The sequence below is a fragment of the Paenibacillus sp. EB106-05-06-XG162 genome, from assembly GCF_058791655.1.
In genome coordinates, this window is the sequence record NZ_JBYTDT010000003.1 from 77,069 (window position 1) to 101,028 (window position 23,960).

The following is a 23,960-nucleotide window of genomic DNA, read 5'->3' on the forward strand; positions in this document are numbered from 1 at the left end:
CAGCGAAAGAAAGATCCATCTAGCTTTTCCAAGCAATCTTCGTTGATTCACAATGTTCAACCTTCCTTTAATAAACAAAACCCGTCCAGGCTCATCTTGAATGATTCTTCTGAACAGAAGAATGCTCCATTACTGATGCAAGGCGAGTTTTCAACTTTTGTATTTCTTAAGCTAAGCCAATAAAATAAGTAATCCCAAAGCTAATCAGCCCCGAGATAATCAATGCGAACGGCACGCGCCGAAATCTCATCACTCTATTTTCTAATGTATACATGTACGAACCTTGGCGCTTAATCTCTTGCATTTCCCGCTCTAGCTCTATTGTCGAATGGATTGAGTTAAACGCATTCCCAAGCCCAACCATTCGATTACCAAAGGACCTTCCCTGCATTGATCCATAAATACCAATCAGCAATACGATTAATCCGATTACAAAGGTCACGGTCGAATATACGAATTCATAATAATAACTGATTCCATAAGAGGCTAGAAAAATCAATCCAACCGTAAGAAAAATAAAGAGCACATAACGATTCCATCCCTTGAGCACGAACTTCATAAACTCACCTCTGTGAACGTCTTTATTATTTATTGTCCTTCTCATTCCCGCGTTTAAAATTCCCCGTGACTTTCGCCATGATTAACTGGGCTTCCTTGAAATCCGTATTCGCGATTCTCGCCATAAACTTCTCGCTATGCTTCCCGGATAGAATCGTCACTTGCTTACCCATCCAATAGATAAACACTTTGTTATCCTTCGTCTGTTTGTAAGTGAATATTTCTTCATCCAGCCTGTTTCGTTTGTCAATATTACTGATATTGAACACTTCCTCTTATGTGATAACAAATAAACCCACATGGTATGTGGGATATCCCTAAATTAACATAATGTTCACCATAAGGATAATTATAACATATGGTTAAAAACCGCAACTACGGGAACAAACCCTAAATTTCCTTAAAGTGTTTACTTGCTGCAAGAAAAGACCCTTTGCCTTTCAAAGGAAAGACATCGAGCCTTGTGTTCAAACCATTATCTCTTGCGCAAATACACGGTAGTCTCTATTTTCACTATAGCTACTCGATGTTACGCGTCATCATGTAATACCCAGGAACCGGTTGGTATCCAAGGCTTCGATTGATATTCAGCATCGGCGCGTTGAGCGAATCATTATTCGTGCGAATATAACGATAGCCTCGCTTTAACGCTTCACGAATCGATTGTATTTTCAGCGCTCTAGCAATTCCTTGACCTCGATACGCACCATCTACCCCTGTAAAGCTGTTATACAGACTCTCCGATTCTGGATGTGCCGTAAGCTGTACGACGCCAACCGGGCGATCCTCATCGAGGACCAACAATGCCAATGACCTGTCAAAATCCTCTTTATCGAGCGTCCACTTGCGCCATTCGCTATACCACATGTACTCCCCTTCAAAGCCAGGAATATCTTCGTGCGTCGATCGATACAACTCATATAATCGTTGTTCAAAGGCCTCACCAGGCCGATCGGCTAATGATACCATTTGTAAGGAATCGTTATCGAAACAGGTATGCTCTAATAACTCACTGCTGAAATTAGATAATTCAATACATGATTCGAACAAATGCCGCTCTTGTGTGAAGCCTCGCTTGGCTGTAAATGCCAAGGAACCCGGATCATCATCTCGAAGATCGGAGATCACGCGATTCGCTTGCACCTCCGACGTATACGTCATTAGCACTTCATAGAGCGCACACCCTACACCCTGATTCCGTTCACTTGGATCCACGATGATTTGCTCATATAACACACCTGGCGCTGACCACGGCGCACGCCATGCATGTGCATATCCAATCGTTCTCCCCTCACCGTCTTCCGCAATCCAACGCGGTCGATCATGCCCGGTTAACCGTCCTTCTTCATCGCGACTTAGCGAACCGACAGCAGGAATTCGTGCATCATCCTCCGCTAAATCTTTAGCAGTAACCAATTCCGATGCAATGACATTGATCAATTTCGCTACATCATCATAATCATCAGGAACGACCATCGGTCGAATAAAAATATTCATCGAGATTCTCCTCTTATCCTATATAATAATCGTCGCATTCGAAGATCCACTCTCGATCTCCACCGGCTTAATCTCTTGAAATAGAAACGGCTCTACTCGCAAAAAATCCCGGATAATCGCTTGCGCATAGAGTTGTTCACCGATTAAATTGCTTATTTCTGTTGGATTTGCCGCATGATGCGAATAATTTCCGATCAGCACCATGACAAAGAAAGTCTCCAAATGCTGAAGATCTTCCTCCGTCAGGCTTCTAATCTGCAGATAGCCTTGCATGAACATGGCTCGATGCTTCGGATATAAGCCAAGGATCGTGCTGGCCACGTCATACAGATAATATCCGTAACTACAGCGGCCAAAATCGATCGGAAAAGGTATACCATCATGGAACACGATATTCCCGGTATGCAAGTCTCCATGGATAAGACCATAGTTATCGTTATTCTTATTTATATCCGCGAGGGAAGCTAAGATCTGATCCGCAGCAGACCGGTACATCCCCCAAGCTGCATCCGATAGAAACCGATCATGATAGGTCTCTAATCGAGCCACTTCTTCTCTAAAACTCTCTGCACCCAATGTTGGTCGAACAAAATGACCTGGAGGGTTGAATTGCGCCACAGCATCATGCAGTTTGCCCGCCATGACGCCCATATTGTAGGCATCGCTATCTGTCATCTCACCTAACGGCGATTCTCCTTCCACCCAGCGCATGATGGTGACATAAGGACTTCGATAGCCCTCTTCCGTAGCTACCTCCAAAATACAGGCTCCATCCTTGCTCGCCAGCCCCGTAGGTACCGTCATCCCAGCCTCTTGACTAAGGAATTGCAGCAGAATAAGCTCGGAGCGGATTTGCTCCTTCGTACATCGGTCGGCATGAATGCGAAGCAGATACGTTTCTCCTGAAGAAGTTTCTATTTTATACGTAATCGAGTCGGATAATTGAATGAATGTAATGTGTTCCCACGCTAAATGGTATTGTTCCATGGCGGACAGAGCGACTTGTCTTGCCCTTGCTAATAAGGATGACCGTTTCTCATCCGTGTCCATTTGAAAAAAATCTTGCATGTCGTACCCCCGCTTTGAAGTCTGGTTATCTCAACATTATAAATAAGGAAATAACGACAAATATAGGCAGGAAACAGTTCAAACTGTTCTATGCACAAAAAAGCCACATTAGCATGACATCCAATGTGACTTCTATGAACTACTTTTTTGAATATACAATTTTCTTAATACTGTCATAGGATAGGCAAAACTGGTCTGACAGCTGATCGATCGAGGTACCCACCGAGAACTTCTGACGAATCTCTTCATTTCTACAGCTAAGGTACACCCTGCTCCCCGATTTTTCGCCCCATTTCTTGCGAAGCCCTGCCGGCTTCGGGACATATAACATGCCGCCTGGCACATATTTCTGTAATTCCTTCAGTAAATGATCGGGAAGGACAACATCTGCATTGATATATTTCATATTCGCTCTACTCCTTAAAATTTATATTGCTTTTTAAGGTAGCAAAGTCTATATGACGAACATGACCATGCATTCATGCATCAATGGATGACGGTTATTAATTTACAGCTCCACACAAACAACCGCCGTTGTTCGTAATATAGACTTGCATGGAGCTGAGTATAAATCTGGTTAAACACATATACGAAGCCTCCTTTCTCATGTTGATGGTGAATCAACCATAAATTCCCTTAACTATAACATATTTCTTCCTCTGTAGGATATGATTTCAATAAATTGCTACAGAATCATGATCACTTCTTAGGACGTGCCCATACCAAATGGATCATATCCATCCAATGGTGCTCTTCCCGCTCTACGCTAAGGCCTGCATGCTGCAGCATGCCCATTGTATCTCGGTTCAAGTGACAGCCTACCATTCGCCGGAACATGGGATTGATGAGGTTCTGCATATGCCGAACCATCGGTTTGGAGCTTGCACCATGCTCCATCAGAAGGATCTGCCCGTCAGGTTTGCACCACTCATTCAATGAAGCTAGCACGACCAGAGGATTCTCGTAACCGCAAAAAGATAACGTCGACACGATCGTATCAAATGTATTCGGTTCGAATGATAGAGACTCAACATCTGCACGAATAAATTCTACGTTCAGGCGATGTTCCGCAGCGCCCCTTTGGGCGGATAGCAGCATTTCGTGACTGAAATCCACGGCAGTGACTTCCACACCCTTCGGGTAAAATGGAAAATTAGCACCCGCGCCAACAGAAATCTCTAGTACTTTGCCATAAGCGCAAGATACCAGTGGTTCCCTCCATTTTCTGTCCGAGGCGTTCTTCCTTCTGCGATCATACACGCGTGCCTGTTTATCGAATTTATGTATAAGCTTGTCTTTGTCCACGATGACACCTCCACGAAGTTAGCAGCTACTATGTCAATGCGATGCTATGTCTATTTAGTACACTTCTGGATGGGCTGAGATAAAGGACTCGATTGATTGTTATACATAGTTTGAAATCCCTCTGTCCCTTAGCTCAGTCCAGAGCTTCTTGATGATTTGTTCTGTATTCGGATCGAAATGAATGACTACGCCATACATCATCTCACCCTATCGTCTCGATCTGTTCAAGCAGCTTCACGAGGATTCCAAGCGCTTGCTTCTCGTCTTGCATCAATTTCCGCAAGATCTCGATGCACGCTTGTCTGTCCATGTCATCCAGCAATTCACGCGGCTATTCATAAGGGTACTTGTGAACCAAATGCGTATAACGCGCTGCAATCTGAGTGTACTTTTCCATCGCTTCGTTGATCAGATCTGAAGAGATTCCAAGCCCTAAATCCTTCAATTCGTTGAAGAAGTGAACGGCATTTCTTCTTGCATCCGCAATCGCTTCGAGGGTGAGGCTAAAATAATATTTCTCTATTTTATTGTGCTCAAGCGCCTTCATCCACCCGATGTATGCTTGTTCGCCTACAACATACGTATGGTGATGCCAAGACACCACACCCTGCTGATTCAAGGCAATGACGAATTGAAGGGCTTCTCTTAGCGCATCCAATGGCTCGATTGCTGGGATTATTTTCGCCCAATGTAATGAGATGAGTTTTGGTTCACTGGCAATAGGATTTAGAGTTTCGCTGCGGCTGCGACAGTAACGACATGGACAATAAGAAAGACCAAGCCGATCCCACGGAATGACATCCTCCCAATTCTCATGTCCCTCACCACCATGCCACGAGTGTGTATAATACCCCTCTGCATCCACCCCATAGACAAGAGAGGTTTGATTTTCAATATCTAGATTTTTCGCAAAAACAGGGTAACCCTGATCAATAGCGGTGTGAGCTTGATGCCACATGTCTTGCTGAAGCGCTCTGAACTGATCTTGATCCGCGTATGTGTGTACCCCTTCTATGTCCAATCCAATATTGCGCGCTAGCTTGAATATCTCCGAATCTGGAGGACCAGCATTCGGTTGTTTGAATTCGTGATCATGCACCAGAAGAAAAGCCATGCCTGTCATACCATAGATCCATGATGCGGAAGTAGGCACCTTGTAATAGTTCAGAACAGATAGAAGAGCTCCAATCTGTGATGCCTCTAAGCCGCTAAAATGATAGTTGTCCAACTCGACTTTATGGTTGATTCGCTCCAACGCTAGAAACCTCCTTGTGAAGAAATTCCTTGGTCACCGCTATACATGTCATAGATTCATCCGATTTATAGGCTGGATGGAACGGATTCATAAATCCATGTTCGCCTTCGATTACCTCAATTGTTGTGTTGCTTTTCCCTTGAAGTCTCTCCGCTAACGCCAATACATCAAATGACTTCTCATGGCTCGCAAAGAACAATAAAGTAGGGCATTCCGGCACAATATCCACGTAATTTCGAATTCTCGATCCATAGAATCCGATGATGCCATCTACACCAATTTCGCTATTCATCCACGCAAGGGTTGCCCCAATACTGAAGCCCATCAAGAAGATTCGATCATAACGCTCCCGGTTCGCGAGCACCATTTGCTTCACTTCAGCAGCCGCTTGATCGAACCCAATCTCATTCACAAAATAATGATACGCTTGCTCATCTTGGTCATATGTAAATGCTTGACCATGTAACAGATCAGGGATAAGCACGGCATAACCTTCTTGAACCAACATGTCCCGGTAATAGTGCATATGATTGTTGACCCCATATATTTCGTGAAGGATGATGACGAGTGCGTTTTTTCGAGTTTCTATGTTCATGGCATGTCACTGCTTTCTTAATAAATTTACGAGAAGTTCAGATTTCATTTACAATAGGGACATATTGCCTTGCTCAACCAGGATTCTTGCCCTTTGAATAATCTCTACCCGCTCCCCCTTACCTTCTAATCGCATAATCATCTGTATGAACGGTAATTCCGTGATCCAGCTTAACATGAATCCCATCCTCTACAATAAGTTTGGTTCGATCCGTGTTGATGAGCTCCTTAATCGATAAGAAGTCGATGTTATAGCGCTCTAATGTAATGTCCAGGACAACCTTCTCTTGATTGACAAATACCAGCTTGTGGTAACCCTCGTCTAGCAGCGGAAAATCATCAAACCCTTCGAAAAGATATCCAATATAGGTGCGATTATGGGTCCATGTACTTCCAGTCACTTGCTGCATATGCTCCTGAGATAGGTAGGGGCCAAAGACATGCATACGATCCCATGCGAAGTGGGTCACTTCGTCCATGGTGAACGACTTTTTGCGATTCAAGGTCTCGAATAGATTGTTCCTAAATTCATCCGCATATTGGTCGCTAACATTCAATTTCGTATAGTTGAAATAGCTGATCGTAAATGGGATGAGGATGGCGAGTAATACTGCAATAAGAATCCAATGTTTACATCTTATATTCAAGAACCCGACACTCCATCATATTCAATTAACCAACAATCTCTCATCTGACCCTCATGCCACTCATGTTCAGGTAATAGCTTCACTCTCCGGAATCCACACTTCTCATACACGCTTAATGCCCGCGTATTCCATGTTTGGGGATCCATGATAATCTTATCCACTCCGATTTCCTTGACTAAATATTCCGCCATTGCGTTCATGAGCTTGGTTCCTATGCCCTTATTCCAATAATCCACTTCACCGATGAATTGATCCATCCCATAAATAAGATCTTCTCTACTATATCCGTATTCCTCGTATTCTTGTTCAGATATGCGGTAAAACTGAATATACCCGATATCCACGCCATCGTATTGAATGATACAACACGTTGCATCGTCCTCTTCATTGAAAAAGTGTTCGCGTACCAGTGCAAGATCATAAGGTCTATCTCGGCCCGCGAAATATTCTAAAACGCGAGGATCTGACAGCCATTTCAGGATCAGCGGCGCATCGCTTTCGGCTAGGGTACGTATGACACCATCTTTGTTTAAAATGATCATTCCCTCTTCCCCTTTTGCTCCATATTTTACTGCCATTTCAATTCCGTCTGATGATGTTCATTCCAAATCCCGAAGCCTTCTGAGTATTTGTTATCGAGGAACAGTGGTAACCGTTCTTTCAAACCCTCTGCTAGAGGAAGGGACGATAATTCATTTTTATCCACCCAGAAGAGACGACCTTCTTCGGTCTCATCTAACAACTGGCCGCTGAATACCTCTGTCCGATAGCTAAACACGAGATACCTATCACCCGTTGCATCGTTGTACCAGTATACAATCCCGCATAGCTCAAGGTCAGATATCGTTAACCCCGTCTCTTCTTTTATTTCTCGAATCGTAGAATCGATAATGCTCTCGCCATCTTCGATGTGTCCGCCTGGAAATGCGATGCCTTTCCAAGACTTAATCCGATCTTGAACAAGCACCTTGTCCGTTGTTGGATCATAAATCATGCACATGTTGGTCATTTCTACGTTGGGCAAAGAGAACACTTCCTTTAAATAAAATCTTTAACTTCTTGGGAATGGGTATTTCGGGTCTGCAGGTATGCCGGAAGATGCTATCGTTATCATAGAAGGGTTCTTGCTCATGTCGGTGTTGGGATATTATGCATTTCACATGGAAAATGAGAAGATCCACCCCTGGATTCTTGAACGTATGCCTCTGCTATGTCAACAATATTGTCAACCCTACTTAAACGGTGAACGAATTATTTATCGTTTTTGATTAAAGACCTCTATTCGTATCTTATATCTCGTTCACGGTTAACCCAGTTGGGGATGTGATGTGCAAAATACTGGCCTACCTTTACGAGTTCGTTCATGACATATTTGATCTTCGTTTCTTCAGTAAACCAGTTATCCTTGGTTGTACCTGTTTTATCTGTAACAGGGCTTACAAAGAAAGTAACGTCCATCGGAAAATCAGTCTGATAAGTAAGTAAGGCACGTCTTGCATGGTATGATTTACATACTAAGATGACTTTCTTGGGGACTAATCCGTGCTCTTGAATGACCTTCCACGAGAATCTTGCATTTTCAAAGGTATTCGTAGCACGGTCTTCTCGTAATATCACTCGTTCCGGAACACCTAATCGAATTCCGACATCTCGTAGAAATTCCCATTCTGTTGAGTTAACGTGAGAGGTTGGTCCCCCAGACGGTAATATATATGGGGCCATGCCCTGATGATACAGTTCCGCAGCCCTCTCCATGAGTTGAGGATGGCTGCCGCCAGGGATAAGGATAAGATCCGATTGCTCTACACCTGTCTCGAAAAACATGAATTCCGTAATACAATCAAAAGGATAACGCATGTCTGTCGCTCCTTTATATACCTCGAGTCAAAACTTTCTTCTCATAAACAGTGCAACTTCGTCATTTCCTTCACCTAAATCGTACATAGACAAATCAATGCCCTCGATCTCAAAGCCGCATTGTTTATAAAAATGGATCGCTGGGACATTCGTATTTTGCGTTTCTAAGGTTATCGCTCGAAAGCCGTTTTCTTGCCCCAGTTCAATGACCTTGGTCAGCAGCATTTGCCCGTATTTCTGCCTTCTATGATCTTCGTGAACATGCAGATGCCATAACATGAGCGTATTATTCCAAGTTTGTGCTTCTGAGATGGCCAGCGCTGCCAATTTATTATCGATGTAGAGTCCTAACGAATAGCCTTGCTTAACGAGTTCCTCATATCGGTTAAGATCATCTTCTTCGTTCATTTCTTGTTTAACATAGGGTTCATCTAGATCGATCATATTCATGTTGATAGAAACTGCGTGCAAAGACTCCAATTTCTTCACTTCATACTTTTGACTGGAAACGTAACCAAAATCGCCTAAAGAAACGACCTCTTCCATAGTTATATGCGCTAATTTTTTAATTTCCATTGAGCTACCTCTATTTCTTTGATCAGATTTCAAAATCATAATCCTAAGAGTTCTTCCACGATCGGAATTCCTTTTTCCAACCTTACTCTGCTTTCCTGAATATATGTACTTGTCCAATCATCTAAATTGGTTAGGTCAAAACTTCGGTGCATTCCAATATAAACGATTAGTTCCCTTAGTTGCAGGAATAACCCAATGTGATGAAGCGATTCGCTATCCATGAATGTATATCGTTCATAGCCTTTAAGAAAATGATGTAGAAACCTTCTAGCCTGTTTATTTCTCTCTTCAATCGAATCATTAAGCACAACATAGACCATGTAGAAAATTTGAATGGCAATATCCTCGACATACCAGCTGTACTGACATTCATCGAAATCAAAAAGCGTGATTTTATTGTGATCAAGCATGAAATTCGCTACATTGATATCGCCATGAATAAGTCCATAACGAGCCTCTTTATTCAAAAGATTGATCTGATTCGTTAGCTGACCAAAGCCCTCGAATATTTCGTACTGATGTGACGGAATGAACTTCTTCATATGCGTTAAATAGTAATTATCTGTCCAATGATGACGCGTGATTGGCTTGCTGCTGGGTATGTACCTTTTAGATAATTCATGTATTTGCCCCGTCATCTCTCCACACAGCTCTGACAATGAATCATTATTCATACATTCCGGATAGAAGATCTTCTTACCAAATGCTTTCTCGAATGAAGTGATGATAAAATAGGAATCTTCCTGTTCAATAACCTCAACGAGTCGATCATGCTGTGAAGGGATGGGTCTACTGACGGACACGCCATGATCATAGAGATATTGAATCCATTCGAGCTCTCCACGCACTTGATCTGCATTCCTATGGGAGCTATGCGTCATTCTAAAGATGTAATTCTTGCCGTTCTTCTCATATTCATAGACAAAGTTTTGAAACCCACCGATCACCTGTAAATCAGATAGACGTAATCCAAAAGTAATCGCGGCTTGATCAAGCAGTTGGTCATTCATTAGCTCTTTGACTTGTTGTTCCATGGTATTCACCTCTTCTTATGTTAAATCTCCATGTTAGTTTTATTGCCAACAGCAATCCATCGTCAGTCTACGTCTTCAAACACAGCATAGTTACCTCGAATATAATTGCTATTATTATCTTGGATGTTAAATAAACCCAAGTCAAGAGGCTACCAACGTTAGCGGCATATGAAAAAGGAACCTGCGTCGCGCAGATCCCCCATGCGAAAAATATAACGATCTAATCCATCTGAAAATGTGTTCGAATTAGTTGATGATTCCACACTTGCGCTTCAATATATGGAATAGTACCCTCCGGCAATTCTTTCGCTAACATGTTATTCAGTTCGGGATGGAATAATGTTTTAGCCTCACTAAGCGTGAATATGTGCCCATGATACTCAGGACGATAATATGGCTGCGGCTTATCTTTGTTATAACTGAACGAAACCATACTATCCGGGACCGTAAACGTAATATCATCTTCACTAAAGATCGATAGCGGTATTTGTACGGAATTGATTGCATGACCATAATCGAATGAACGCTCATCTAGCCAAGAAGAATGGCCCAGCACCATATAAATTGGAAACCGTTCCGGAGGTTTACCGCCCTTTTGAATGAAACTGTTCCATAACCATTCTTCTGTCTGAGCTCTGTTCTCCAAATATTCCATCGGATGATTAAACCTCTCAAACATAGACGAATCAACTCGAAGTTCTCCCATAATTTTGAGCGCCTCCGCCTCAGATAATTCGGACAAACTCTGAAAAGGCACTGAATTTTGTTTATAATAGTGCGTCACGTATTCAAACATCTATCGATCCCCCGTTCATAAGAACCACCTTAATCAATACTATTATTACTAAATTTCACCTCGTACCGGTTAACGATAAATAATAGAATACTTCCTGGTAAAAATGTTACAAAAAATATCCATTTAGGGGCTAGACCCATTGGTGATAAAACGCCTCCACTCATAATAATTAAGCTGACTATTTTCCAAATAATTAGCTTCTTATTTACCATAAATCCAAGCCTATAGTACCTGCTATCATTAAATCATCCCTGTCCCCATACTTTATTTTGCTCGTCTACTTATCGTCTTGCTTTCAGAATAATGTTTTTTATAAACTCCGTCTTCGCATCTGTATATGCGTGCTTAAGTATCCATTTTTCATTCCAAGGGACGATAAATCTTGCCCTTTTGGTAGACCCAGCATGTGGTGGAACCTCCCCCTTTAACTTACGTTTTAACCTCTTCTCCGAGGGTGGCGGCTAGTTCCGGAGAATAGCCTCAGCAAAAGAAATCTTGTCGAGAGAAGGATTTGAACCATCTTCTACATCCCAACACTCAGTCATAGCAGTTTGTATATAAAGGCACTTCCTCAATATTTCGTGAGGAATATTAAGTCTTGCTTCAATATCTTTTATAATAAAGTTAATTTTTGTATATAATTCATCAGTGATGACGTCATCAAATTCATTTATGATAAAGTGTGCAATATCAAATACAGGATCTCCTACTACGCCTTTAGGATCGATAATGATATACTCATCTTGACCGCGCAACAGAATATTATCAGGATGAATATCACCATGTAGAAGCATTCTTTTAGCGTAAACCGCAGAAACCGATAGGCACAAGTCCTCTGCTTTTTTCATATGTACATACAAGTCCTTACAGTCTTGTCGTCTGCTCATATATTCCGTTATTCTTCTTACCCATTCGGTGTAAGTTGGGTATAAATCAACATTAGCAGGTGCGATATGTAAACCATCATACAAAGAACAAAATACAGAGAGCCTTTTATCTAGTGATGACCCTTCCCATAATGTCATTCCCGGATTTATTTGCTCTTCGATTATATTTCCGTTCTCAATATCGGCATCAAAGACTCTACAGAATCGTCTCCCGTTATATTCGCAAAGAGTATTAAATTCTGTAAAAACTTGTTTACTAGGATTGCCTATTTTTAGTACAGTATCTCCGTAAATTTCTGAATGGCATTTGAATACGCAATTGATAGAATACGATTGAATGAATTGAAACCGACTTAATTTCCATTTATCTGTACAAGTAGTAACATCCCTTAATACTTTATGATAAAATTCCTCACCAAAATGGCTGAAAATCCTCTTAGTTTCATCTTCATTAAAACAATAAGAAAGTTTTATCTCAATCACTCTCCAACAGCCAATTAAAATCTCATTAATTATGTGTTCTTGTTAAACACTTTCTCTACACTTCCATCAAATAATCTTGGCCCTTCCATATGAATCTTCGTAGAACTAAAAGTTACTTTTATGGGTAATGATTCGACTTCAAATTGATTCTTCATTCTTGGTAAAAGTCTGCTATGAGGCCAAATTTGTTGTATTCCATTCATATACAGCTCATTATTCATTCGATATACTTCACATATCATCTCGCCGCATTTATAAATCCCCGTATAAGAATCCATATCTTCCGTACGAATTACTACTTCTTTAGACATTGATATCTCTAAGAATTCCATGATTTCTAGTAGGTATTTATCCCAATCCCCTTCAGAATTCTCAATTGAAAGCTTCCGCATTCGTGTTTTTTCAATGATGCTATTCGTGAAATTACGATAATCTTTCCAGAATGAAACCATTCCGTCAAATCCCACTAATTTTCTTGCAATGCCATATTTGGATTCACTAGCATTTTGGATAAATCGCTCTGTAGTCGTATCTCCTCTCTTGTCACATATTCTTTTTAGCGAGTTATGCACGTCACGTTGATGGAAGTAAATCAAAGCTGGTTTCCATGGACTAATAATACGCTCTACTTCAACCAAATATTTATCAATCTCATTAACTGGTACGTCCATTGGAAATAAGGTCCAAGTTAAATACCCCAGGAAAGTACTATCCATGAGAATTACTTGATCTATTCTCATTAAAGAGTCGGAGAATCTCCTCCATTGTTCTAAAGCGTTATTCACTACTTTTTGATAATCCCCATTAGCAAGATCATTTATGACTTCTTTCATAGATTCATCATCATTAAACATATATACAGGATGTCCTTCTTCTTCCTCATACCACCACTTGTTCGCAATTCCGCTGTCTGAAAGGCATTGGGATATGAATTGAGCAGTCGCTGACTTTCCTGATCCAGGCAAACCTTCGACAAGAATTATTTTAGTATCTATCATACGATCATTCCTAATCTATTTGGGGTTTCGCTTTCTTTGCTTTATTTCACAAATCTTTATTTAATTATTGGGGTTCCATTAAATTTTTGAAGATCTTCTAATACTTCTTTCTCATGTTGTTCAAAGTATCCAGATTCAAATTGAGGTAGATTATCTATTGAATAGAACCCAATATTCGTGGTTTCATCTGTTTCTGCTAAGAGTGTTCCTGTCCACTCGTCAACTCGAAATAAAAGTTCAAATCCTTGATACTCATCACCAAATCGATTGGTTATAGAATATTCTTTGCCCGTATACATCGCGATTAGTGTTGCCTTTATGACTTCTATCCCTGTCTCTTCTAGTACTTCACGTATAAGACATTCCATTATGGATTCATTTAATTCAATTCCTCCTGCTGGTAATGCCCATTTCTTATTTCCCTTTCGTTCGATATAAAGAATTCTATTTTCTACATCAGTGATAATGGCTCGAATCGACGGAATAATGAGTTTCTGATTGCCTAAAATGGACCTGAGTTTCCCGGTATACGAATCTCCCCAATTACTGGACATATTGATCTCCTCCAAGATAAGAAGTAATGAAATTGGGTTCACTTCATTGGAAACTGACTATGCCTTACTCATCTTCAGGATTGAAACAGGATATCCAAATAACTCTTTACAATCCAAATAGAAACGATTATCAGTATAACAATTCCACTTATTCTTGAAACTTCTGATACTTTGATGTCTTTCTGTCTAATTAATGGTGAGATAACGTAAAAAAACAACCCAAGGGAAAATGGCATTATACTATTTATTAAAAGGGATAGGATTGATTCAAACATAAGTTTCCTCCATGCGTAGAGTAGGTTGGCTGGATACGCTTACTCTTTTAGGTTCTAAAGGTCATCTGGCCTTCGAATTGAACATCGGGGTTGTTTCGCCTAAATCTATTCGTATTGTTCCATTCGATTGTTCAACCTCTTTATTAAATGCTAAATAACCTCCTATTATTTCCTCCCCGGACTCTAAGATGTAACCCACAATTTGATTATAATTATCGGTTTTCTCTTGCAGTATATATCCAGTTTCTATAACTTCCCCGTCAAAAAATGGAGTTAAGTCAACATCTCCTTGAGTTTGAATATTACCCACATGCTCTTTATAGGATCGTAAAGTTCCTGCTTCATACTTTGTTTCTGACGCGAACCGTTCAGCAGTCCAGCCATAGTCATTCAGATATGTAACATGCTGTTTATTGTGAATTTCAATTGATTCTACCTTCTTTTCTATACATCCAGCTAATACAAGTAACATAAGAACAATAATTGTCTTTATTTTCAATTTATCAGTCCTTCTAACGATTTTATCCTAGCTGCTCTTTAAAAGTTCTTGGTTAATAATCTTTAACATCTCTTTCCTTATAACCCCACTGAAAAAACCAATGAAAAACCAATAAAATGTGAAATATCTTTTAGCTTTACATGACGTACAGTAAATTCTTGTTTCTGTACTTATATTTACATATCTTTCTCGATTCTTTTCAAATTTAAAATTCCATGTAATCTTCACGAAGTCTTGATCCCTAAATACCATAAATTGCTCAGGACTCAACTTTATGATGTTCCCATTAAACTTCCAAGGTTGAGCTACAAGCCCAATGACTATCTCGGTCCGGTCCTCTTCTAATAAAATAAATCCTGTATCAAAAATGCCTCTTAATGAGACCATTCGCTTCGGGAGGCCACGTAATGAAAATAACACCTTAATCATTCTTGACTTACCATAATCAATATCATAAAGATATTGAATCATTGGAGGTGTTGGGATTCTTACTTCTATATCATTTTTCTTGGTAAAATCCCATTCATCTAAGTACTTATCAATTAGCATCCTTGAAACTCCTCCTAATGATTGCATTAATTTTCAATAACGTTCCAACATTCACGACGCCATAGATCTCTTCGTTAAAGTGAACATAACCAGTTTCCCCTGAGTAGCGACGCCTTTTCAGGTCAATTAAAGAAACTTGGTCAGTCATATTTTACCATTATTTTACTTCTAGGAGTAGACTTATTTATGTCTGCATTCATTGTAGTTCTGAAATCTTAAACTTACTAAAATAGCTGAGCGGGGCTATCTAACTACACCGGCGTTGTACCTCAATTCATATACCTTGTGACCGTCTAATAGAATAATTCCTTTGCCATGAAAGTCGTCCAGAGTGCCTTCATACTTATTTTTAAAAAAGAAAAAGGAAGTCGCATATTCGTCATGAATATACGACTTCCTCTTTATTATACAATCAATCCATCTTTCATTGTAATGATATGGTCCGCATAAGATAGCATTTCTTCATCATGGGTGACCATCAAGGTCGTGATGTTGAGTGTTTTGGTCAGATCACGGATGAGCGTCATGACATCCCGTGAACGCTTTGAGTCCAGGCTTGCCGTTGGCTCATCCGCGAACAGGATTTTGGGCTTGTGGATGATAGCGCGAGCGATAGCAACCCGTTGTTTTTCCCCACCGGATAAGGAAGCAGGATAAGCGTCTTTGCGATGATTCATTTCGACTAATTTGAGAATCTTGGCGACTTCTTCCTTTTGCTCGCGTTTGGACATTTTGGACTCTGAGACGTCGAGCATGAGCATGAGCTGGTCTTCTACGGTAAGGAATGGTACCAGATGAGCAGATTGGAACACAAATCCAAATTTGCTAGCACGTATCTTTCGGATCTCCTCCTGCGTCATCGCGGTCATGTTGCTCCCTTCGAATTGCACCTGCCCATTAGAAGCGCGTTGAAGGCCGGCAGCTATGGTGAGCAGCGTGCTCTTCCCGGAACCGGAAGCACCCACGAGAGCCGTGAGTTCCCCTTTTTTCAGGGAAAGGTTGATTCCGTTGAGTACTTGCTCTGTAACTTCGCCAGTAGTAAATGATTTGGTAACATCTTGTATTGTGAAGGTTGTCATATTACATGTCTCCTTGTTGAATAGCGTGTAAAGGTTCCACTTTCCGAATCTGTAAGCCAGAGAGGGTAGCACCGATAAATCCGATGACTAAGAAAAGGATGGATAATAGCATTGTCCCTTCTATTGTCAGACTAAACGGCATGCCTTTCGGTGCAATCATATTAAAGCCTAGGCTTAATGCTACGGACAAGACCAATGCCGTGATGGTGATGAAGAACATTTGAGCCCACATCATACGGAATAGCGTGCCTGTTTTTACTCCGATCGCTTTCAAGATGCCGTATAGTCCGATTTTCTGCACATTCATCATGTAGAAGAAAATCGCGAACAACAAGCCGCTGATGGCAATCAAGAACCAAATAATCATATTGAGGGACATATTCTCTGCCTTGTAGCTTGAGATGGTGTTAAGAAACTCGTTATTTGAAAAGGATTGTAATCCCGTGATCGACGGTGCCGTATCTTGTCCAGGGATGAACATCAGCTGCAAGCCCTTCGCACGGTAAATCTCTTTATAGTTATCCATGTTAATATAGGCGACAGGGGCGTGGCTGTATTTCTTCTGTTCCACGAATTTGACGACTTTGAATTCGCCGCTGAACTGATTATTCGTGAGTACATCACCGACTTTAATGCCATCCTTCTCCAAGGAACGGTCTAACACGATTTCCCCCGGACCAACTTTTTCGAATAACGAGGAATCCGTAGAAGTCACGAACGCTACGGTATGCTGCTTGTCCTCTGTATCGTTCACAAAGCCCATCTGAATGGAAAATGCTGCGGCATCCTTGTTTTCCTGTAACACTTGGTCTTGTACCTTTGGATCTATTTGGGAAAGATTATACGTTTGTTTCGCATCGGTATTCATATAGAAATGACCTTGAGGCATATCCTTGATCAACGCCGCATTATCTTGGGACAATCCATTGGCTAATCCCGAAACAATAAAGGTTAGAAAACTTACAAGGAATATAATAGACCCTAATATAATAAACTTCGCTTTGCTCTTCTTCATTTCTTTCCATGCCATATTCATGAAAAACCCTCCATTTCTTTGTTACAAACATGAGTATATGCTTGTTCTATGAACGGAGTATGAACGGAGAATTACATTTACGGATAATAGCGCAAAAAGCAATAAATGCCGTCCTAAGGACAACGTTTATTGCTTTTCGTGTGTTTAACCATACGGATATAGAATCAGCCTCGGATGCCTTTGCTGGCAGTAGAATGACCAGAAGCTTGGCTAGCCTTGGCCTGAAGGCTGTAGGCTATACAGAATTGGGCAGCGTAATAGGTAATCATAACGAGCGTATCCGCGGATGCGAATGGGGTTACGAACATGTTCCAGGATAGAATGGAGTCTGAGATCCCAAACGTAATGCTCCCAATGATAGCCCATTTGTGGCCGGTCATGATGGCGGACCACATCATCAATGAAATTACGGTCATGTAGAGCAGTACAGGCACGATTAGAGCTTTGTTGTTGTCTTGAATTAATGCCTGAATAATCTCTCCTCCCATGAAATAAGCGTACAGTCCGATAGGGAGAATCGTTGCGAAACGAAGCTTCGAGAAGCGCCATTTGTGGAAGAATCCCGTCAAATAGAAGAGGTGCCCGATGAGAAAGGCGGCTAATCCAAAGATAAATTCAAAAATGATGAAGGCATCACCAAGCATACAGAAGAATAAGCCTGTTAACAGCATCCAATCGTAATATTGTTTCCGAAGCGGTGCTTGTACGTAGGCATACGTAATGATGAGCAGCATCGGAATGATTTTGAATAGAAGCTTAACTGCAACCGGCTCAGATGGAATCACGAATATGTACAGTAAGCCCATGACTAGAATAAGTAAGGGTAATCGGTACTTGTTCATAGCGACAGCTCCTTTACAATGGGATAGATTCTATTTGAGAAACATCTTGATTCGTTTGAGACCGTCCTTGATATGTGGATAACGAAACGGAATATCAAATAGGGTAGTCTGCCTCAACACACTTTTGCGATGGGAGAACAGATCGAAGCCGGCCTTCCCGTGATAGTTGCCAATACCGCTGCTGCCGACCCCGCCGAAAGGCAAGTACGGTGTGGTGAAATGATATACGGTATCGTTCACACAGCCTCCACCGAAAGAAGCATGCGTCAGCACTTGCTGCTGAATTTCTCGATTCTCGGAGAAAATATATAGGGCAAGCGGTTTCGAGCAGCTATCGATTTCCTGAAGAACATATTCAATACGATCATATTCAAGGATAGGCAGAATGGGTCCGAAAATTTCATCCTGCATCACGAGGTCATTCGCTGTGACGTCTGTCAGAATCGTAGGCTCAATACGTAAAGTATCACGATTGCTTCGGCCTCCTGCAACAAGCGTACCTTCATGAAGCATGGCTTCGAGCCGCATGAAATGCTTGTCGCTGACAACCCGTGTATAGTTCTCGTTATCGAGCGGGTGCGCTCCATATAACTGTTGAATGGCGTCCTTTAAGTGCGTAATCAATGATGCTTTAACGGACCGGTGGACATAAATATAGTCTGGCGCTACACAAGTCTGACCTGCATTCATGAACTTTCCCCATGCAATTCGCTTCGCCGCGAGCTTCAGGTTCGCGTCCTTGTGAACGATACAAGGGCTTTTGCCCCCTAACTCTAACGTGACTGGCGTTAAATGCTTCGCAGCTGCCTCCATAATGACTTTGCCTACAGGAATGCTTCCCGTGAAAAAGATATAATCTGTCTTCTCGCGCAGCAGCGCTTGGCTTGCTCCAACATCTCCCTGTACGACAGCGATGTATTCTTCGGCATACGTCTCTTGAATGAGTGCGGCCATGACCTCTGATGTCTTAGGTGTAAGTTCGGATGGTTTGATGATGGCACAGTTCCCAGCGGCGATCGCACCAATCAGCGGCGCAATCGCGAGCTGAAATGGGAAATTCCAAGGCGCAATAATCAGAACAACCCCATAAGGCTCTGCATAAATGGAGCTTTTGGAACCAAAGTGAGTGAGCGGGGTTTTCACCTTTTTGGGCCGTGCCCAAGTATGTAGATGCTTCAAGAAGAAGCGAATCTCTTTTAGTACGATACCAACCTCCGTGGAATATGCCTCAAATTCGGATTTATTCAGATCCGACTTCAACGCTTGAATGATGGGCTGCTCGTATTTCCGAATGGCATCGCCTAATTTGCTCAGTGCATCCTTCCGAAAGGCGAGTGACTTGGTCTGCTGCGTACCAAAGAAGGCCTTTTGCTTATGAATTAATGCTGAATATATATTCTCGTGCTGCAGGTTTGAGCTTGGTTCTAAGTTAGACATACCTATGCACTCCTGTTCTCATTCTTATAATTAACCATATCATAAGTGGTGTGATCGTGGGAAATAGACTTGGGTTTTAACACACATGATGTTCTTGCTTGGATGGAATACAACCGATCAGGAAACAATAAAGAGGAACGTCGCATAGAGCAACGTCCCCCTGTCCTAAAGCCTTTATACGGTTACTGCAACTTTCACGAATCTGTAGCCAGCGTCTACCGGCAATACTTATCTCTCAAAGCCAGCGCATGTTTGACGGATTGCTCCACGCCTCTTGCTTGATCTTCAAGCATTTGCTCCATGAGCTCTTGCGGTGGGTAATAATAATCTAACGGCTTAATCACGGACAAGTCATAAGGTGGCTCCTCGACTTTAAATGCTCCTTCACCAACTTTGGACACGCCGCCAGCACCTGGCTCTCTTTTGAAATGGATCGCGTATGGGAAACACATTTCTACGTTGATACGAGTCAATGTCGATTTCTCCACAAGAATTTTGAACAGTTGATCCAAATCGATGTTGCCCGTTCCCGCTGGAACACCACATACTCTGTAGTCTTCCCCATCATGAACGATGATATGGTCTTTAAAATGGGTGGTGTATGCGTACGGTGCCAACTTGGTCACAGCATCAACCGGCTCCTCCCACGCCATCATGCCGTTACCGAGATCGCAATGAGCGCCAACCCAAGGACTGTTCACTTCCTCAATGATTTGGATAACCTCATCCGCTAGCTCTTCCTCATGGTTTTCCACGGCAAGCTTAATTCTGTATTGTTGCAGCAAAGGAACAATTTTCTTAATGTTATCAGGTGCTTCAGCCATCCGTGCAGCGTCGTATTCGCCCATACACGTGTATGTCCGGATGACATCCGCTCCGATTTGATGAGCAACTTCAATCACTTGCGACAAGTGATCCGGATCCGTACCATTCGTATCGATCTCAGCGAAAAATCCGTATTTCTGAATTTCAGCCTTTACTCTTTTCAGATATTCAGGCTCGAACGATTCGAGTGTTCCCCATCCAGGCAATCCCGGCCATTTCACGATATTGATCATAACCCCGTCTAGCCCGAGCTCTGCGGTCTTTTGAATAAATTTGAAAATATCCATTCTACCTGTAATAAACTGCAAGTGATAGCTTTCTGTTTCTAAACCGATTTTCATATGTCTCTCCTCCATACATTCTGTTTTTTTATATATGGTTAACTACTGAACTTGAGCTTGTTCTTGCGCTCTTTTCTTCTTAACGATTCTTACTAAGTAACTACTGATGATTAAACCAAACACGGCAAACCCAATCATAGTCATAAACACATGTTTGTATCCATTAATCCCTGGTGTGCGATCTAACATATTTCCATACAGCGTAAAGGCGAACATGGATGGAAGATAACCAATCATACAAGCAATGGATACCGCCGCACCACTAATTTCCCGAGGGATGCCAACTTCTTCGATCGGAGCGAAGAACACAGCTCTTTGTGAGAAAATAATTGCGCCATAACCGAGTGTAAATGCCATACCTACATAGATATTCATCGTTTCGTGCGGAAGCATGATAAAGATGATCATACCGATAATAGCTAAGACAAAGGTCATTCTCAAAAATTTAGCTGAGGATTTGAATGTTTTATCAGCAAGGAAACCGCCAATCGGTCCGCCGACCATCTTCAAGCAGTATTGGTTGATAATCCCATACGCCCCGACCAGCGCTACAGGCATTCCGTAAATATCTTTCAGGAACGGAATGAAATAAGTCAATCCGATATACACGGAGTATACAGAGAAGATCGTAAATGAGACTACCCATATTTCAGGCATTTTGAGGGCTTTTAGGGCTCCATCAAACGCCATCTTGCTTCGATTGATTTTATTGCCATGCTCATCTGTATCTTGAATGATGTCATCTTCAATAAGGAAGTACGAGATGATAGCGGTTACAATTGCCGTAATAGAGAAGAAAATGATAGCGCCTTTTAAGCCCGCAGCATTTGCCCCCAGCCATTGGAAAATACCAAGTGCCGTAAACGCTACAATCGTATCTACAATCCCTCTTCCTGCTTCCAGGAAGCCGAACATTCTGCCCTGCTCATTACTGTCCCCGAGCAATCTTACCGTTTTGATCAGGACGGGCCAGAACGCAAGTTCAGCAAACAAAGCGAATAGCGCCCATAATACCAATATTTCATAATATCCTGGAAACGTTGTTAAGTAAAATCCAAGTAACCCTACTCCGCCCAAGGCGATGGGGAGCAGCTTCTTCTTGGAAAATCGGTCTGTGATGTACATCGAGGTGATGTAACCAAACGTTTGAATAAAGGCGTAGACAGACAACGCGACACCGATTTGAGTATGTGTTAGATGAAAATATTCCATCATAGGAATATAAAACGCATCTTTTAGATACGGTAATTTAAAAATAGTCCCCCCGCCCAGAATGAGTACGGCAAGCGTCAACCATTTTTTTGCCACTACACTTTTCGAATTCATATTCTACTCATTCCCTTCCCCAACTTCTTATTCTTCAATAAAAGCTGTTACTTCGATTTCTACCAAGGCATCCTTTGGCAGCCGTGCAACTTCAATCGTGCTTCGTGCCGGATAGTTGCCTTCAAAATACGAAGAGTAAACCTCATTTACCTTTGCGAATGTATTCATATCTTTCAAAAAGATAATCGTCTTCACAACGTTCTTCAAATTGCAGCCTGCAGCCTCTAAAATTGCTTTTACATTCTCGAGCGATTGTTTGGCTTGCTCTTCGACGGATTCAGGCATTTCATTCGTTTGAGGATTGATCGGAAGTTGGCCGGATACGAAAACAAGGTTTCCGATCTTAGCAGCCTGAGAATAAGGTCCGATGGCTCCTGGAGCATTCTGGGTTGAAATTGTTGTATGCATGTGATGTCCTCCTAATAGTGAATAATTATCATGATGATAATTTATTATTGCGATGATTTTATTTTAATACATGTTTCTCATGATTACAATACTTTTTTTGAGAATTTTTTATTGAAATAATAATTCTTTATTGTTAGACTCGGAATATGAGAACCGGAAGGTAAAGGAGTGGTAAAAATGGATGATTCAGATAGACTCAAGAAGTATATCCCAATTGTTCACTTTATTGGTGAAATCTTGGGTAAGAATTGCGAGGTTGTGCTGCACGATGTGACGAAGCCGGACAACTCAATCGTTGAGATTGTTAATGGACATATTAGCGGCAGAAAAGTGAACGGCCCCATTACGGACCTTGCTTTAAAAGTATTGAAGGATAAAAACTATAAAGACAAACATTTCATCTGCAATTACGAAAGCGTCGGCAAGAACAAGAAGCCTTTTCGTTCTTCGAGTTATTATATCAAGGATGAACAGAATGAAATTATCGGCATGATCTGCGTGAACGTCGATCTATCCGATCTTATATCAGCACGAAGTGTTATTGAAGATGCCATTATGCTTGCCAACTTTACAACCATGGCTAACAACGAACCTAATCATACGGAGCAGCAAAAATCGGCGTTGGATCTTAACGTACTGGAAAGCTTCGAGGACAACATCGAAGATCTCCTCTTATCATTGATTAAAGGCGTATTATCCGAGAGCGAAATCGCGCCTGAGCGGATGTCGCCTAAAGAGAAAATCGATGTCGTTAGAAAGTTAAACGAAAAAGGGGTATTTCTGCTCAAAGGTGGAGTAAGCGAGGTTGCCAAACATTTGGAAGCTTCCGAAGCGACGATCTACAGATACTTGAATAAAATAAAATAAACGAATCTGAGGTGGCACCACGAAATATAAATCACGACATCCCACCGACTTAATGCACAGTCAGGTGCCAACCGCAGCTCATCCCAATCAATCGGGGATGAGCTTTTTCTTTTATGCTTAAAAGATTAGCACTGGGTTAAGAATGTTCATACCCCGATTTAGCTGGTTGGGCCGCATTCATTGGAGTTCTGATACCTTAAACTTACTAATCCTTGGCTTTGATTGGCTGGTATATAGGAAGCATGCTTAAATTAGCCCACAAAAAAACACCATGATAACGTTCTTGTATCTACGAACCTGAGAGGCTTTAAGGAGCGTAGCGATTGGGTGGCTTCGTCACTTAGCCACGCAGGGTTGTCAGCCTGAC

Annotated in this window: 29 protein-coding genes; 1 reads left to right on the forward strand and 28 read right to left on the reverse strand. The window is 41.6% G+C overall.

Annotated features, from left to right (window positions below; translation table 11 throughout):
• Nucleotides 1-166 precede the first annotated feature (166 nt).
• The 28 genes from AC3WU2_RS09085 to AC3WU2_RS09220 form a co-directional block, all read right to left on the reverse strand.
• Entirely contained in the window at nt 167-559 is a 393-nt protein-coding gene (locus AC3WU2_RS09085) for a hypothetical protein (RefSeq protein WP_492453387.1), read from the reverse strand.
• 25 nt (nt 560-584) lie between these two features.
• Nucleotides 585-818 carry a hypothetical protein gene (locus tag AC3WU2_RS09090; RefSeq protein WP_492454023.1) on the reverse strand — a complete coding sequence of 78 codons (234 nt, stop codon included), beginning with the start codon at nt 816-818 and terminating at the stop codon, nt 585-587.
• Nucleotides 819-1,077: 259 nt separating this feature from the next.
• Nucleotides 1,078-2,055 carry a GNAT family N-acetyltransferase gene (locus AC3WU2_RS09095; protein WP_492453389.1) on the reverse strand — a complete coding sequence of 326 codons (978 nt, stop codon included), beginning with the start codon at nt 2,053-2,055 and terminating at the stop codon, nt 1,078-1,080.
• Nucleotides 2,056-2,073: 18 nt separating this feature from the next.
• Nucleotides 2,074-3,123, reverse strand: coding sequence for a phosphotransferase enzyme family protein (locus AC3WU2_RS09100; RefSeq protein ID WP_492453391.1), 1,050 nt, complete (start codon nt 3,121-3,123; stop codon nt 2,074-2,076).
• A 139-nt stretch (nt 3,124-3,262) separates the two neighbouring features.
• Nucleotides 3,263-3,529 (reverse strand): CD3324 family protein, encoded by a 267-nt coding sequence (locus tag AC3WU2_RS09105; RefSeq protein WP_492453393.1) that lies wholly within the window; start codon nt 3,527-3,529, stop codon nt 3,263-3,265.
• A 293-nt stretch (nt 3,530-3,822) separates the two neighbouring features.
• The gene (locus AC3WU2_RS09110; protein WP_492453395.1) at nt 3,823-4,428 is read right to left on the reverse strand and encodes a class I SAM-dependent methyltransferase; all 606 of its coding nucleotides are present in this window, start codon (nt 4,426-4,428) and stop codon (nt 3,823-3,825) included.
• A 331-nt stretch (nt 4,429-4,759) separates the two neighbouring features.
• A complete protein-coding gene (locus AC3WU2_RS09115; protein WP_492453397.1) occupies nt 4,760-5,683 on the reverse strand; it encodes a hypothetical protein in 924 nt (307 codons plus the stop codon).
• Nucleotides 5,664-6,278 carry a dienelactone hydrolase family protein gene (locus tag AC3WU2_RS09120; RefSeq protein ID WP_492453399.1) on the reverse strand — a complete coding sequence of 205 codons (615 nt, stop codon included), beginning with the start codon at nt 6,276-6,278 and terminating at the stop codon, nt 5,664-5,666. Before AC3WU2_RS09120 ends, AC3WU2_RS09115 begins: the two co-directional genes overlap by 20 nt.
• 118 nt (nt 6,279-6,396) lie before the next feature.
• A complete protein-coding gene (locus AC3WU2_RS09125; protein WP_492453401.1) occupies nt 6,397-6,924 on the reverse strand; it encodes a hypothetical protein in 528 nt (175 codons plus the stop codon).
• On the reverse strand, nt 6,921-7,466 hold the full coding sequence (locus AC3WU2_RS09130; protein ID WP_492453403.1) for a GNAT family N-acetyltransferase: 546 nt from the start codon (nt 7,464-7,466) through the stop codon (nt 6,921-6,923). The genes AC3WU2_RS09125 and AC3WU2_RS09130 overlap by 4 nt, the downstream gene beginning before the upstream one ends.
• A 26-nt stretch (nt 7,467-7,492) precedes the next feature.
• Nucleotides 7,493-7,948 (reverse strand): 8-oxo-dGTP diphosphatase, encoded by a 456-nt coding sequence (locus AC3WU2_RS09135; RefSeq protein ID WP_492453405.1) that lies wholly within the window; start codon nt 7,946-7,948, stop codon nt 7,493-7,495.
• A gap of 254 nt (nt 7,949-8,202) precedes the next feature.
• Entirely contained in the window at nt 8,203-8,781 is a 579-nt protein-coding gene (locus tag AC3WU2_RS09140; RefSeq protein WP_492453407.1) for a YdcF family protein, read from the reverse strand.
• Nucleotides 8,782-8,808: 27 nt separating this feature from the next.
• The gene (locus tag AC3WU2_RS09145; RefSeq protein WP_492453409.1) at nt 8,809-9,357 is read right to left on the reverse strand and encodes a GNAT family N-acetyltransferase; all 549 of its coding nucleotides are present in this window, start codon (nt 9,355-9,357) and stop codon (nt 8,809-8,811) included.
• A 35-nt stretch (nt 9,358-9,392) separates the two neighbouring features.
• Nucleotides 9,393-10,391 carry a phosphotransferase enzyme family protein gene (locus AC3WU2_RS09150; RefSeq protein ID WP_492453411.1) on the reverse strand — a complete coding sequence of 333 codons (999 nt, stop codon included), beginning with the start codon at nt 10,389-10,391 and terminating at the stop codon, nt 9,393-9,395.
• Between the two features lie 220 nt (nt 10,392-10,611).
• Complete coding sequence (locus AC3WU2_RS09155) at nt 10,612-11,187, reverse strand: hypothetical protein (RefSeq protein WP_492453413.1); 576 nt, start codon at nt 11,185-11,187, stop codon at nt 10,612-10,614.
• Between the two features lie 461 nt (nt 11,188-11,648).
• Nucleotides 11,649-12,557, reverse strand: coding sequence for an aminoglycoside phosphotransferase family protein (locus AC3WU2_RS09160; protein ID WP_492453415.1), 909 nt, complete (start codon nt 12,555-12,557; stop codon nt 11,649-11,651).
• Between the two features lie 29 nt (nt 12,558-12,586).
• Nucleotides 12,587-13,555 carry a P-loop NTPase family protein gene (locus AC3WU2_RS09165; RefSeq protein WP_492453417.1) on the reverse strand — a complete coding sequence of 323 codons (969 nt, stop codon included), beginning with the start codon at nt 13,553-13,555 and terminating at the stop codon, nt 12,587-12,589.
• Between the two features lie 56 nt (nt 13,556-13,611).
• The gene (locus AC3WU2_RS09170) at nt 13,612-14,109 is read right to left on the reverse strand and encodes an NUDIX domain-containing protein (protein WP_492453419.1); all 498 of its coding nucleotides are present in this window, start codon (nt 14,107-14,109) and stop codon (nt 13,612-13,614) included.
• A gap of 336 nt (nt 14,110-14,445) precedes the next feature.
• Nucleotides 14,446-14,883, reverse strand: a complete 438-nt coding sequence (locus tag AC3WU2_RS09175; protein ID WP_492453421.1) for a DUF4830 domain-containing protein — start codon at nt 14,881-14,883, stop codon at nt 14,446-14,448.
• Nucleotides 14,884-14,910: 27 nt separating this feature from the next.
• Nucleotides 14,911-15,432, reverse strand: a complete 522-nt coding sequence (locus AC3WU2_RS09180) for a hypothetical protein (RefSeq protein WP_492453423.1) — start codon at nt 15,430-15,432, stop codon at nt 14,911-14,913.
• 243 nt (nt 15,433-15,675) lie between these two features.
• Nucleotides 15,676-15,885 carry a DUF5680 domain-containing protein gene (locus AC3WU2_RS09185; RefSeq protein ID WP_492454025.1) on the reverse strand — a complete coding sequence of 70 codons (210 nt, stop codon included), beginning with the start codon at nt 15,883-15,885 and terminating at the stop codon, nt 15,676-15,678.
• Nucleotides 15,837-16,511, reverse strand: a complete 675-nt coding sequence (locus AC3WU2_RS09190) for an ABC transporter ATP-binding protein (protein WP_018757208.1) — start codon at nt 16,509-16,511, stop codon at nt 15,837-15,839. The genes AC3WU2_RS09185 and AC3WU2_RS09190 overlap by 49 nt, the downstream gene beginning before the upstream one ends.
• A gap of 1 nt (nt 16,512) precedes the next feature.
• Nucleotides 16,513-17,547: an ABC transporter permease gene (locus tag AC3WU2_RS09195; protein ID WP_492453425.1), complete on the reverse strand. Its 1,035-nt coding sequence runs from the start codon at nt 17,545-17,547 to the stop codon at nt 16,513-16,515.
• A 164-nt stretch (nt 17,548-17,711) separates the two neighbouring features.
• The gene (locus AC3WU2_RS09200) at nt 17,712-18,389 is read right to left on the reverse strand and encodes a lysoplasmalogenase (RefSeq protein WP_492453427.1); all 678 of its coding nucleotides are present in this window, start codon (nt 18,387-18,389) and stop codon (nt 17,712-17,714) included.
• Between the two features lie 30 nt (nt 18,390-18,419).
• Complete coding sequence (locus AC3WU2_RS09205) at nt 18,420-19,826, reverse strand: aldehyde dehydrogenase (protein WP_492453429.1); 1,407 nt, start codon at nt 19,824-19,826, stop codon at nt 18,420-18,422.
• 215 nt (nt 19,827-20,041) lie between these two features.
• Complete coding sequence (locus AC3WU2_RS09210; RefSeq protein ID WP_492453431.1) at nt 20,042-20,992, reverse strand: sugar phosphate isomerase/epimerase family protein; 951 nt, start codon at nt 20,990-20,992, stop codon at nt 20,042-20,044.
• 42 nt (nt 20,993-21,034) lie between these two features.
• Complete coding sequence (locus AC3WU2_RS09215; protein ID WP_492453433.1) at nt 21,035-22,318, reverse strand: MFS transporter; 1,284 nt, start codon at nt 22,316-22,318, stop codon at nt 21,035-21,037.
• Between the two features lie 27 nt (nt 22,319-22,345).
• On the reverse strand, nt 22,346-22,726 hold the full coding sequence (locus AC3WU2_RS09220; protein WP_018757202.1) for a RidA family protein: 381 nt from the start codon (nt 22,724-22,726) through the stop codon (nt 22,346-22,348).
• A gap of 177 nt (nt 22,727-22,903) precedes the next feature.
• On the opposite strand from AC3WU2_RS09220, the gene AC3WU2_RS09225 reads away from it, so the two are divergent.
• Nucleotides 22,904-23,593: a helix-turn-helix transcriptional regulator gene (locus AC3WU2_RS09225; protein ID WP_492453436.1), complete on the forward strand. Its 690-nt coding sequence runs from the start codon at nt 22,904-22,906 to the stop codon at nt 23,591-23,593.
• Nucleotides 23,594-23,960 lie beyond the last annotated feature (367 nt).